Raw genomic sequence first — 12629 nt, forward strand, 5'->3', positions numbered from 1 at the left:
GGACGGTCTCGCGCCGGACACCGAGTATTCGTTCACCGTGGTCGCGAAGGACGCCGCGGGCAACCTCTCGACTCCGAGCGCCGCCGTCACCGTCCGGACGCAGGCCGCGCCCGACGTGGTGGCTCCCAGCGTGCCGGGCAACCCGCGCTCCACGGGAACCACGCAGACCAGCGTGAGCCTCGAGTGGGATGCCGCGACGGACAACGTCGGTGTCACCGGGTACGACGTCTACAACGGCTCCGCGCTGGTGAAGTCGGTGACCGGCACCTCCGTGATCGTGGACGGTCTCACGGCCGACACGGAGTATTCGTTCACCGTCGTCGCCAAGGACGCCGCGGGGAACAAGTCGGCCGCCAGCACGCCGGTCACGGCGAAGACCCAGCCGAACACCTCCCCGGTCGTCAAGTACAGCTACGACCTGACCGGCAAGACGCAGCTGAAGAAGCTCGCGGGCCCGATCGACCTGCGCGGCGGCATCAACGCCGCGATCACGCTGGCGAACGGGACCTTCGACGCCGACCTGACGCTGAACCCGACGAGCGCGAACCTCACGCTCTGGGGGTTCGTCCCGGTCAAGGCGAAGATCGAGTTCGCTTCGGCGGGCAAGACCACGGGAACCCTGGCCGACGGGGTGCTCAAGTCGACCTCGGCGGTGACGGTCAAGCTGCCGCGGATCAGCGTCTTCGGCTTCCCGGTCTCGGCGAGCCCGGCCTGCCAGACGAAGACGCCCGCCCAGATCCCGCTCCAGTCGAAGGCCGGCTTCGACCCGCTGGCCGGTGGCAAGCTCACCGGCTCCTACACCCTGCCGCCGCTGCAGGGTTGTGGATTCCTCAACGACATCGTCAGCGGTGTCGCCTCCGGTCCCGGCAACACGGTGGAGGTGAACCTGAAGCCGCGTCCGGTCGGCTGATCCCACGAAAGCCCTGATCCGGCCCCGTCGCATCTCGCGGCGGGGCCGGATCCCGTCATCGTCCGGCGTGGGCCGGGGCTGGGTCGCCAGGGCGGATGCCGCGGCGGATTCCGAGCAGCAGCAGAACGGTCGCGACCAGGAGGATCGGCCAGGGCGTGAAAAGGAGGACCGCGGCGATGAGCAGGGTCCAGATCCCCAATGCCCACGCGATGAACAAGGGCGGTGTGATGCCCCGCCGGTCCAGCCACAGCACGGTCAGGCCGACCAGGACGAGCGGCACGCCGAAGCTGGCCGCGCTCAGCCAGAAGGCGCTGTTCGCGGGGTTCATGGCGGCGAGGTCGTCCCTCCACAATGTCCCGCTGAACCACGTGCCGGCATGGCGAGCGGCTTTCATCACCGTGAGGGCGCCCAAGGTGTGCGCCGCGCCGAACAGCGTTATGAGCCAGCCTGCCCATTTGATCATGTCAACTCCCCAGCCCATGTTATACGGTGGCGTATAAGTTCAGGTTAGACCGGTTATACGGCGGCGTACAACCAATGGAGAGGTGAGGTGGGCCACGGCATGGGCGCATTGCGCACACCGCGTGAGAAGTGGATCGAAGAAGGTTTGCGGGCCCTCGCCGAGGGTGGAGTGGACGCCGTGCGTGTCGAGGCTCTGGCCAAGGCGCTCGGCGTGACCAAAGGCGGATTCTACGGCTACTTCGCCGACCGTGCGGCCCTGCTGGAGGCGATGCTGGAAGCCTGGGAGTACGAAAGTGTCGACGAGATCCTCGCTCGCGTCGAGCGGGAGGTGTGCGATGCGCGGGACAAGGTCCGGCTGGCCGGTCGGCTCACTTTCTCCGGTGGCCGGCTGCTGCCCATCGACCTTGCCGTTCGTGACTGGGCTCGACGTGACGAGGCCGTGGCCGAACGCCTGCGGCGCGTGGACAACCGGCGCATGCAGCTGGCCCGCGACGGGATCAGCACCTTCTGTGCCGCCCCCGACGAGGTCGAAGCCCGTGCCCTGCTCGCCTTCTGTGCGGCCATCGGCAGCCACTTCCTCGCCGCGGACCATCACGGCCGGACTCGTGAACAGGTCCTCGCCCGCGCGGCGGATCTCATTCTCAACGGCCCGCCCAGCGACCCCAGTCGATTCGCCGGTCCGTGAGCCGAGGCGCGCGCCGCCTCGACCGGACCACCAGCGCGAGTGGTCCGGGTTACTCCGATCGGCCCTGCCGGTGAAGACGGTCAGCGAATAAGTTGCCGCTAACAACAAATCCTGCTGTCGATGAAGCCTGTGGGAAGGATCGACATGAAATCTCCGAAGCGGCGTCGCGCGACAGTCGCGCTGTTGACCGCGGCGGCGCTCCTGGCGTCCACGCCGGTGAGTGCCGCACCGCTGGCGGACGCGCCCGGCGCACCGGGTACCGGGGCGGCCTGGACGACCGGGGGCAAGGAGGGCTTCGGCACCGCCACCAACGCGGCGTCGAAGGTCTGGTTCACCCTCGGCCAGGGCGTCAATCACGAGATCTATTACCCGACCGTGGACGTCGCCAACGTCCAAGACCTGCAGTACGTGGTGTCCGACGGTGCCGGTTTCACGCAGCTGGAACGCGACCACACCACCAAACAGCTGGTGCTCACCGATCCGCGTTCCCTGAGCTACCGGCAGATCAACACCGCCACCAACGGCCGGTACCGGATCACCAAGACCCACACCGCCGATCCGGCCCGGTCCACCGTGCTGATCCAGACCAGGTTCGAGGTGCTCAGCGGGGGTCCGCTGCAGTTGTACGCGTTGTACAACCCGTCCCTGAACAACAGCGGGATGGGGGACACCGGCGCCACCGCCGGCGGGCAGCTGGTCGCTTCGGACGGGCCGGTGTCCAGCGCCTTGGCCGCCTCCACCGGTTTCGTCAAGGCGACCAGTGGCTACAGCGGGACCGCGAGCGATGGCTACGTCGACCTGAGCGGTGATCACGTTCTCGGCGCACAGTACGACTCGGCCTCGACGCCCGGGAACCTGGTGCAGCTGGGGCAGATCCCTGTGGGGACCGACACCACCTTCACCCTCGCGATCGGGTTCGGCGGTGATCGCGGCGCCGCGTCGGCGAACGCGACGGCCTCGCTCGCCGGTGGTTTCGGGGCGGCGGACACCGCGTACCGGTCCGGCTGGAGCGGCTATCTCTCCTCGCTGGCCGCGGTACCCCGTTCGATCACCGGCGCCGGCTTGACCACGCAGTACAACGTGGCGCTGATGACCCTCAAGGCCCACGAGGACAAGACCTACGCGGGTGCGAACGTCGCCTCGCTCACCAATCCCTGGGGTGAGGCGAAAGACGCGAACGGCACAGGGGACTGCGGGTACCACGCGGTCTGGTCCCGTGATCTCTACCAGGTCTCGACCGCGCAGATCGCGGCGGGCGACTCGGCGGCGGCCAATCGTTCGGTCGACTACCTGTTCACCGTCCAGCAGCGGCCGGACGGTTCGTTCCCGCAGAACACCCGGCTCGACGGCACCAATTGCTGGACCAGCCTGCAGATGGACGAGGTCGCCTTCCCGATCGTGCTCGCGTGGCAGCTGGGCCGGTCCGACGCGGGGATGTGGGCGAAGGTGAAGAAGTCCGCGGACTTCCTCGTCGCGAACGGTCCCTCCACCCCGCAGGAACGCTGGGAGGAGAACGGCGGCTACTCGCCGTCCACCATCGCCGCGGAGATCGCCGGACTGATCTGCGCCGCCGACATCGCCGAACGCAACGGCGACACGGCGGCGGCCGCCCGGTACCGCGAAACCGCGGACCGGTGGCAGGCGCAGGTCAGCGCCTGGACGTTCACCACGTCCGGTCCGCTCGGCGACGGCCGGTACTTCCACCGCATCGACGGCAACGGCAATCCCAACGACGGCCAGAGCGTCTTCCTGCAGAACGGCGGGGGAAACCACGACGAACGCGCCATCATCGACGCGGGCTTCCTGGACCTCGTCCGCCTCGGCGTGAAACCGGCGGCCGATCCGGATGTCGCCGCTTCACTGTCCGAAGTGGACTCGACGCTGAAGGTGAATACTCCCAACGGCCCGATGTGGTACCGCTACAATCACGACGGCTACGGCGAAACCGCTTCCGGTGGTCCGTACACCGGCGCCGGCGTCGGACGGCTGTGGCCGCTGCTCACCGGCGAACGCGGGGAGTACGAACTGGCCAACGGCCGCCCGGCGACGACGCATCTGGCGGCCATGGCCGCTTCGGCGAATCCCGGTTTCCTGATCCCGGAACAGGTCTGGGACCGGCAAAGCACCGGTGGCTTCACCTTCGGCGAAGGCACCGGCTCGGCGACGCCGCTGGCTTGGTCGATGGCGCAGTTCGTCCGGCTGGCGCATTCGATCGACGCGGGTGCCCCGGTCGAGACGCCGTCGGTGGTCAAGCAGCGGTACAGCGCGGCGTGCTCGGCCGTTTCTGCGAAGTTCACGGTGAACGCCACGACTTCGTGGGGCCAGAACATCTTCGTCGTCGGCGACCGGCCTGAACTCGGTGCGTGGAACCCGGCGAACGCCGTCCCGATGGCGTCGGCCGACTATCCCTTGTGGACGGCGAACGTCTCGCTGCCGAAGGGAGTCGCCTTCCAGTACAAGTACATCCGCAAGGAGGGCGGCACCGTCACGTGGGAATCGGGTGCCAACCGGGCGGGCACCGCTTCGGGCGGCTGCACGATGGCGTTGAACGACACCTGGCGGCCCTGAGTCCTCGTGAGTGGTAAGGACGGTTCCGGCCGCCCTTACCACTCACGACTCGCGTGATCCCCGGCCACCCGCGAGTCGTCCGTCCAGTCACGCGAAACCGTCACCCGCACATCGGTGTCGTGTGCTCGCCCGAGTACATGAAGGCCTCCTTGCCAACCCTCAGGGTAGGGAAGGAGGCCTTCACGGACCGGGCTTGGGATCAACCGCGGCCGGATCAGTCGTTCGGCACCATCTTCCCGCAGTCCCCAGGCGACTTGATCTCCTCGTCGGCGGCCTGGGCCACCTGCTCGAAGTTCCGCACGAAGCTCCGGTAGATCCCGTCGTTGTCCAAGACCCGGATGACGTTCTCGTCGTTCTCGTGCAGGGACGGGTTGTTGAAGTTCTGGCTGCCGGTGAAGACGACCTTGGTGCCCGGCTTCAGGTAGTCACCCTCGATCATCATGTTCTTCTCGTGGATGCCTGCCTCGTTCCCCTTCTTGAAGCCACGCAGCCGCACGCGGTCCGGCTGCCCCTTCATCAGCGCTTCGCAGGAGCCCTTGGTCATCCGCAAAGCCACTATGTCCACGGAGCAGCCCCGGGCGGCCAGGATTCGCAGCCGTTCGATGATCTTCATCCGGGTGAGTGACCATACCCCGATGCGGATCTTGGACTTCTCCGCCGAACAGCCGACCTCCTTCAGCGAGTTCTCGACGGTGTCGTTCCCCGCGTCCTTGAGCCTCGGATAGAAGTAGCTCTTGGTGTTGCCGGTGACGACGGGCGGATTGGCCTCGTAGTAGCCGGGGTTCGCCGTGCCCCCGTCCGCGACCCTGCGCAGGTCGGCGAAGTAGTCGTTGTACCTGGCGAACAGGCCGACATTCCCGACGTCGGTGTAGTAGCTGTTCCAGCCGCCCATGCCGCCCGTCGTGTTCTCGCTGAGGTTCGCCGATCCGGTCGCGACCACCGACGGCGCGTCCAGCGTCCGGTCGAACAGGAAGAACTTGTCGTGCATCGCGTTCCCACCGTTGCACCCTCGGCCGTTCTCGCAGTTTTTCGCCCACGAGTTCTTGTCGCCGGTCTTCTCGAGCCGGTTCTTCAGGTCCTGGTAGTTCGGATGGTCCGTCGCCCGTCCGTCGACCAGGACCTGGACATGCACCCCGCGCTCCGCGGCGTCCGCGAGCGCCTCCGTGATCGGCTTGTCCCGCAAGAGGAACTGCGCGGTCTTGATGGTCGAGTTCTCGGGTGCGCCCCGGATCAGCTTTTCGAGGTGCTGGACGATCTGGCCGCCGCCCGGTGTGTTGAAATCCGCGCGCGTGGTCAGCTGCGACGGTGCGGCGGCGGCCGGGAGTCCGGTCGCCGCCACCAGTAGCGCGGCTGCCAGTGCTCCTCGAAGCGCGGTCGTCCTGTGCGGTTCCATGCCGATTCCCTCCCCATGGCCGGATCTGCTGGCGGGTCCACGCTCCCCAGCGCGGCCCCATCGTGGCAAGCGAAACCGCCCGGGATGGGACGCTGGGACGAAACTCCGCCGCTGACCTGCGGTGACGCCGGGCCGGGAGACGTGATCTCGCGAATTCGCGCGGCGAATGGCCCGCGATGGGACACTGTTATCCGTCCAGGACATGGCGCGGAGGGGGCGCAGCGGGATGGCGAGTGAGGCGGCTGCCACGCTGGCGGCACTTCTCACCGAGTACAAACAGCGGAGTGGGCTGAGCTACGAACAGCTCGGGCGCAAGGTGCATTCGAGCCGGTCGACCGTGCACCGCTACTGCACCGGGAGGAACGTGCCCACGACGTTCGCGCCGATCGAGGCGATCGCGACGGTGTGCGGCGCGAGCCGCGAGGATCTCGCGAAGCTGTACCGGGTGTGGGAGCGTGCGGACCTGGGCGAAACCCCCGTGTCCGAGCCGCCGGTCATCCGGGAGATCGACGTGGCGGAGCCCGCTCGCGGACGGCCGCTGACCCATGTCGCGCTCGTCGTGGTCCTCGGAGCCGTCCTGCTCGCCGGAGGCGCCGTGGCCAACCCGCCGGACCGGCAGGCGCCGGTCACGGCACCCGCCGTCCAGGCGGCGATGTGGACGAGCGCGCCACGCACACTCGATCCGGAATTCGTCGGGGTGACGGCGAACTCCAACACCGGGCTGATGCCGACGTTCCGCGTCGGATCCGTCCGGCTGTGGAACACACGCACCCGGTGGCAGAACCTGGAGCCCGCCCGCGGCAGCTATGACTGGAAGACGCTCGATCGGCTCGTCAACGGTGCCCGTGGTGCCGGTTTCCCGGTGGCCTTGACCTTCGGCGGCACCCCGTCCTGGGCGAGCCCGAGCAGCCCGAAATCCGTCTACACCGACGACTCCCGCACCGGCCCGCCCGACGACCTCGCCGACTGGGAACGTTTCGTGCGGGCCGTGGTCGAGCAGTATCGCGGCCGGATCGACGCCTACGAGCTGTGGGACATGGCCAATCATCAGGACTTCTTCTCCGGTTCGATGGCCGGACTGGTGGAAATGACGCGCAAGGGGAGCCAGGTGATCAAGTCCGCCGACCCCGCCGCCACCGTGGTCTGCCCGTCCATGGGCGAGCTCTGGGATCCCGCGGCGTTCGAGGGGTTCCGGCGGTTCGCCAAGCTCGGCGGCTACGACCATTGCGACGCCGCCGCGATGAAACTGGCTCCCCGCAACGACTCCGACCCACCGGAGACGATGCTGCCGCTGGCACAGGAGATCGAGAAGGTGTTGCATGAAGCCGGCGCCGGCATCAGGTTGTGGAGCACCGGCTCTGCCTACGACGTGAACAGGCAGCGGCCCGTCGACGCCGATCGGGGTGCCCAGCACGCTGTCCGGTTCTTCCTTTCCGGCCTCTACGCGCAATACCGCCGCATGTACTTCTACAACTGGGGCAGCGCCAAGGTCCCCATCGTGCTGCAACCCGCAGGCGGCCCGCACACGAAGGCGGCGCGACACGTGGAACGCCTGCACACCTGGTTGTCGGGCAGCCGGATCCATTCCTGCGGGCAAGGGCACGCGGCCGGATTACCCGATCACCTGTGGCAGTGCCGTTTCGATCAGGGTGGCAAAGCCTTCCTGATCTGGTGGACCATCGACCGGTCAGAGCGGATCCCGGCGGCTCAGGGCACCACGTCGGTCGAAGACCTCGACGGGACCGTCACGCCGGCGGAACCCGGCGCCGAGGTCACCGTCACCGGCAGCCCGGTCCTGCTGAAACTGGGCTGAGGCTTCAGCCGCTGTTCAAAGTGGACACGACCGCCGCCACGGTCACCGTGTTGAACACGAAGGCGATGGCCGCGTGGGTGGTCACCGTCCTGCGGATCTCCCGGGAGACGACGTCCACGTCGGTCGTCCCGAACGTCGCCGGGGAACCGCAGGGCGTTGCCTCGTTCGACCACGTCGTCGGCGTGGTAGGCGATCGCGAACGACACCAGGACACAGATCCACGCGACGACGACCAGCGCCACCGCGACTTCCACGCGCGCACCCGGCGTGCCCAGTCCTGGATCTGCTCGGAGGTCGCCGCGCCTAACGCGGCCACCGTCACGACGAGGTAGCCGACGAGATACGCGAGAAGGACCAGAACACCCGCGTCGACCATCGCGATCGACAGCACGTCCTCGCGGAACACGACCGCCAACGCGGCGATGACCAGCGCGAACGCGACGCTCAAGCCGCTCCTGCGGCGCTCGGACAGCCAGATCCGAGCCGTTTGGCGACACAGCGTGGTCTCCTTTCGCCGTCGACCGGGCCAGTCTCGCACGCGGTACTCCGTTCCAGTGATGTGACATTTCATGGCAACCTGTCAGACTTCGGGAGCGTCGAAGGAACACTTCCGGAGTACGAGGGGGACGAATGGGGCAGGGGTTCTCGGTCGAGCCGGCCGCGGTGCGCGCGCTCGGAGACCTGGTCCTGCGGGCGGGCGCGGGCGCGGACACCTATCGGCAGTGGTTCGATCGGCTGGTCGGTGCCGGGGCCGGGTTCGACACCGAACGCGGCGAAGGGTTCCTGGCCGCCGCCTGGCCGAAACTGGACGAGTGGCAGCGCACGGCGCTGAGCCAGTCGCGGTTCGCGGCCGATCTCGCCGCGGGCGGCGGGCACGAGCTGCGGTGCGTCGCGCACTGGTACGGCGTGGTGGACGCACACGCGGCCGAGTTGCTGGACCGGCTCAACCCGGAGCCGGACGCCCCGCGGATCCCGGCGGACGAGGTGCGCGACCCGGCGGGGGCCGCGGCGTTCCGCGACGCCGTCCTGGTCGGTTACGGCGGACCCGACCCGGCGGCCATCTCCGACCCGACCTGGTGGCCGGTGAAGGCCGAGCAGGAGCGCGAGAAGCTTCTCGATCTCGGGGGATCGCTGGGCGATGTCGCCGAGGTGATCAAGATGCTCACCGGGTCCGACAAGGACTTCATCACCATGCTCGCCGACCTGCTCGTCGGCGACTGGACCGTGCTGCAGGAGCAGGCGGTGCTCTACCACGACGCCGCGACCGGGCTGGAGAACATCGCGGCCAACATCAACCAGGGCCGGTTCGGGATCCAGGGGGTGTGGGCAGGGGAGGCCGCCGACCGGGCGAAGAACTGGCTGGCCGATTACCGCGCCTGCGTTCTGCAGCTGGCCCAGTACTTCCATGGCGCGTGCCGGGCTATCCAGGCGCTGGCGAAGCTCGCGTACCACATGATGCAGGAGATCAGGCACGGCTACAGCTCGGCGATCGACATCGCGTTGCTGATCCTCACCAAGGGCAAGAAACTCGGGCTGGAGCGCGGGGTCCGGGTGGCGGAGGTGATCAGCGAAGCGCTGTCCGAGCTGGGACGCCGAGGCAAGCTCGTCAACATCTTCAAGGACCCCGAGTTGCGCGACATCATCCACCTGGTGCTGTCGTTCAACGAAATCGTCGGGATCATCCAGACCTGGATCAGTGCGGCGCTGGGGCTGGCACACGCCTTCGCGGGCGAGAAGACGCTCGACGAACTGCTGGAAGCCACCATCGCGATGGGCGAACCGCCGCAGTGGCCGCAGGACTACGAACACCGGGACGCCGAGTGCCCGGCCAAGAGCAGGCGGGTGCGGCTGTGACGGGACACGAGCTCTTCGGCTCCGAGCAGGGCGAGCGGGCGCGGCAGGCGGCCATGCGGCTGCTGGCGGCGACCGGCGGTGCCGCCGGGGACTTCGCGGGGGAGGTGCTCGCCGGGCGACGGCGGCCGCACGAACTGCTGGCCCACGGCCCGGTACTGGACGAGTTCGTCCAGGAGGCGCGAGGCTGGTGGCAGGTCATCGACGCGCTGCCCGCCGAGGAACGTCAGCGGCTCGCCGGCGAAGCCTGGTCGTCCTTGGAGCGGCAGGTCGGCGAACTGGCCACTTTGGACATCGACGACGCCGTCGCGGAGCTGGAAAAGCTGTCCGCGCCGGCGCAGGACCCGCCCGCGCGGAACCGTCGTCCCCGGGACGACGAAGACGACGACTGGTCCGAGAGGTCCTATCTGGAGCCGCTCTGAGCCGGGGTGTCGTCCGCCATCGCGTTGGCCTCGTCGATCCGCGCCATATGCTCTTCGGCCCAGTTCCGGAGGGCCGCCAGCGGCACGTCGAGCGACCGGCCGAGGTCGGTCAGCCGGTAGTGCACGCGGGGCGGCACGGTGGGCTCGACCCGGCGGGCGACGAGGCCGTCGCGGACCAGGCTGTGCAGGGTCACCGACAGCATTTTCTGGGATACGCCGGGGATCCTGCGCCGTAGCTCGGCGAAACGCACCTCGTGCGGAGCCGCCTCCGCGAGGACCTTGACCGCCATCGACGTCCATTTCGTGCCGATGCGGTCCAGCAGACGGCGGGTAGGGCACTCGGGGTCGAACAGATCGCCGCGCCGTGTCGTCGAGCGCGGCTGCCGGGAGGTCACCTGGAGCTCACCACCTGTGGGGAAAGTGCCGCCTTGGCGGCACGCCGGAAGTTACCTACGGTTATCTGGTAACCAATGGTAACCACTACGGAGGCGACGTGCCCCAGCTGCGACGGATCGGCATCAATGGCATCGAGGTCAACGTGACCATCGCGGGCAGTGGGCCCGCGGTCCTGCTGCTGCACGGCTTCCCGCATACCTGGCGGCTCTGGAGTGAGATCAGCGGCCCGCTGGCCGAGCATCACCGGGTCATCGCCCCGGATCTGCGTGGGCTCGGCGACAGCACCCGCGCCGTGGACGGCTATGACGCGAGCACGCTGGTCACCGACGCCGAAGGCATCCTCGACGCCCTTGGCGAAACCGAGGCGGACGTCGTCGCCATCGACGCCGGCACGCCGGTCGCCTTCCTGCTCGCCCTGCGGCGGCCGGATCTGGTGCGGCGGCTCGTCGTGATGGAGTCGCTGGTGGGTTCGCTGCCCGGCGCCGAGGACTTCCTGGCGGGCGGCCGGCCGTGGTGGTTCGGCTTCCACGCCGTTCCCGGTCTCGCGGAAGAGGTCCTGATCGGGCACGAGGCGGAATACATCGACTGGTTCCTCGCGGCGGGAACGCTCGGACGCGGTGTGCCGCCGGAGATCCGTGACGCCTTCGTCGACGCCTACACCGGGCAGGACGCCCTGCGCTGCGCCTTCTCCTACTATCGCGCACTGCCGGTCACCGCCCGCCAGATCGGTGAAGCGGTGACGGGCGGCAGGCTCACGATGCCCACTATGACGATCGGTGCCCACCCGGTCGGTCGTGCGCTGGAACGGCAATTGCGTCCCGTCGCCGACGACCTCACCGGACACCTCATCGAGGACTGTGGCCACATCATCCCGCTGGACCGGCCCGCGGAACTGCTTCGCCTGCTGACCCCGTTCCTCGCCACCCCCTGAGGCCCGGCACGATCAGGCACATGACGCGTGAGACAGAGGACGGTTCGGTGTACGGCACGATCTTCCGGCGACGGGACACCCGGGGCGAGTTCACCGGCGAGCCGATTCCGGAAGCGGTGCTGCGCCGAGTGCTGAGCGCGGCGCACGCCGCGCCGAGTGTGGGCCTGTCGCAGCCCTGGGATTTCGTCGTGGTGTCCGATATGGACCTTCGAAAGCGGTTTCGCGAGCACGTGCTGGCCGAACGCGAGGTGTTCGAAGACCGGTTGGACGTCGAGCGGGCCCGTGTCTTCGCGAACATCAAGATCGAGGGGATCGTCGAGTCCTCCGCCGGGATCGTGGTCGGCTACGACCCGGCACGCGGCGCGCCCGACGTGCTGGGAAGGCACGCGATAGCCGACGCCGGCCTGTATTCGGTGTGCCTGGCCATTCAGAACCTTTGGCTGGCGGCTACCGCCGAGGGGCTCGGCGTCGGCTGGGTCAGCTTCTACCGCGAAGAGTTCCTGCGCGATTTGGTGGGATTCCCCGGAAACGTCCGTCCGGTGGCGTGGTTGTGCGTCGGCCCGGTGCGAGACCTGCCCGCCGTCCCCGATCTGGAGCGGCACGGCTGGCGGGAACGTCTTCCGCTCGACGCCGTGTTGCACTACGAACGGTACGTATCCGGTGGATGATCATCGTTTCGTCAAGGACGGTCGCGCTGCCAGGGGCCGGCCGTCGACGATGGTCTGATGGTGCGGCTGCGCGGCGGTCGTGTACCGCGTGGGGGAGCACGTGCCGCGGGGTGGTCGGCCTGCGGCCGGACGCGGGAGAGCTGACATCTTCTCGACCGTCCACAAGGGACACTTCCCGAGGAGGAAGCGCTCGATTTGGGGTTAGAACGCAATGCCGCATAGCTTAAGTTGATCTTGAATGGGGGTCTTGATCGTAAGCGGTGAGGGTTGCCGGAGGTCACGCGCTCGGTTGCCCTTGCCGACAGGAGCCGACTGCGCCCCTGAGTGTCCACCAAGGACACTTTTCGCTGACTCAATGTCCGATTGATGCACGGATAGGCGCTTTCGCGAGGGGGTCGTGGGTGGGGTTTTGGGGTAGAGCCCGAAACGCCACTCCCGAGACCCCCTGCCCCAGAGGGAAGAAACCCCTTGTGGGGGGGACAGACTTCGGTGGTTGCTTCTGTCCCCCTTTCCTCGGCGGAGCAGGATTT

12 protein-coding genes are annotated in these 12629 nt (G+C 68.2%); 8 read left to right on the top strand and 4 right to left on the bottom strand.

Features of this window, described 5'->3' with window-relative positions:
* The coding region (locus AC069H_RS10445; protein WP_478232066.1) for a fibronectin type III domain-containing protein at positions 1-910 on the top strand (910 nt) is incomplete at its 5' end.
* Between the two features lie 55 nt (positions 911-965).
* Here the strand turns inward: AC069H_RS10445 and AC069H_RS10450 are convergent.
* Positions 966-1373: a DUF6463 family protein gene (locus AC069H_RS10450; protein ID WP_478232067.1), complete on the bottom strand. Its 408-nt coding sequence runs from the start codon at positions 1371-1373 to the stop codon at positions 966-968.
* A 99-nt stretch (positions 1374-1472) separates the two neighbouring features.
* On the opposite strand from AC069H_RS10450, the gene AC069H_RS10455 reads away from it, so the two are divergent.
* Positions 1473-2057 (top strand): TetR/AcrR family transcriptional regulator, encoded by a 585-nt coding sequence (locus AC069H_RS10455; protein WP_478232068.1) that lies wholly within the window; start codon positions 1473-1475, stop codon positions 2055-2057.
* Between the two features lie 144 nt (positions 2058-2201).
* On the top strand, positions 2202-4625 hold the full coding sequence (locus AC069H_RS10460) for a glucan 1,4-alpha-glucosidase (protein ID WP_478232069.1): 2424 nt from the start codon (positions 2202-2204) through the stop codon (positions 4623-4625).
* Between the two features lie 214 nt (positions 4626-4839).
* On the opposite strand, the gene AC069H_RS10465 is transcribed toward AC069H_RS10460, so the two are convergent.
* Complete coding sequence (locus AC069H_RS10465; RefSeq protein ID WP_478232070.1) at positions 4840-6018, bottom strand: phospholipase D-like domain-containing protein; 1179 nt, start codon at positions 6016-6018, stop codon at positions 4840-4842.
* A 202-nt stretch (positions 6019-6220) separates the two neighbouring features.
* Between AC069H_RS10465 and AC069H_RS10470 the strand changes: the two genes are divergently transcribed.
* Positions 6221-7831, top strand: a complete 1611-nt coding sequence (locus AC069H_RS10470; protein ID WP_478232071.1) for a helix-turn-helix domain-containing protein — start codon at positions 6221-6223, stop codon at positions 7829-7831.
* A 4-nt stretch (positions 7832-7835) separates the two neighbouring features.
* On the opposite strand, the gene AC069H_RS10475 is transcribed toward AC069H_RS10470, so the two are convergent.
* Positions 7836-8279, bottom strand: a complete 444-nt coding sequence (locus AC069H_RS10475) for a DUF1345 domain-containing protein (RefSeq protein ID WP_478232072.1) — start codon at positions 8277-8279, stop codon at positions 7836-7838.
* 182 nt (positions 8280-8461) lie between these two features.
* Here AC069H_RS10475 and AC069H_RS10480 point away from each other — a divergent pair, with 182 nt between their 5' ends.
* Both AC069H_RS10480 and AC069H_RS10485 read left to right on the top strand, forming a co-directional pair.
* Positions 8462-9685, top strand: coding sequence for a hypothetical protein (locus tag AC069H_RS10480; protein ID WP_478232073.1), 1224 nt, complete (start codon positions 8462-8464; stop codon positions 9683-9685).
* Positions 9682-10104 carry a hypothetical protein gene (locus tag AC069H_RS10485; protein WP_478232074.1) on the top strand — a complete coding sequence of 141 codons (423 nt, stop codon included), beginning with the start codon at positions 9682-9684 and terminating at the stop codon, positions 10102-10104. The genes AC069H_RS10480 and AC069H_RS10485 overlap by 4 nt, the downstream gene beginning before the upstream one ends.
* Here AC069H_RS10485 and AC069H_RS10490 read toward each other — a convergent pair.
* Positions 10086-10499 (bottom strand): winged helix-turn-helix transcriptional regulator, encoded by a 414-nt coding sequence (locus AC069H_RS10490; RefSeq protein WP_478232075.1) that lies wholly within the window; start codon positions 10497-10499, stop codon positions 10086-10088. The genes AC069H_RS10485 and AC069H_RS10490 overlap by 19 nt on opposite strands.
* Positions 10500-10597: 98 nt before the next feature.
* Here AC069H_RS10490 and AC069H_RS10495 point away from each other — a divergent pair, with 98 nt between their 5' ends.
* Both AC069H_RS10495 and bluB read left to right on the top strand, forming a co-directional pair.
* The gene (locus AC069H_RS10495) at positions 10598-11431 is read left to right on the top strand and encodes an alpha/beta fold hydrolase (RefSeq protein ID WP_478232076.1); all 834 of its coding nucleotides are present in this window, start codon (positions 10598-10600) and stop codon (positions 11429-11431) included.
* A 20-nt stretch (positions 11432-11451) separates the two neighbouring features.
* Positions 11452-12099 carry a 5,6-dimethylbenzimidazole synthase gene (bluB, locus tag AC069H_RS10500; RefSeq protein WP_478224636.1) on the top strand — a complete coding sequence of 216 codons (648 nt, stop codon included), beginning with the start codon at positions 11452-11454 and terminating at the stop codon, positions 12097-12099.
* The last annotated feature ends 530 nt before the right edge of the window (positions 12100-12629 follow it).

The sequence above is a fragment of the Amycolatopsis sp. NPDC043887 genome (genome assembly GCF_056435665.1).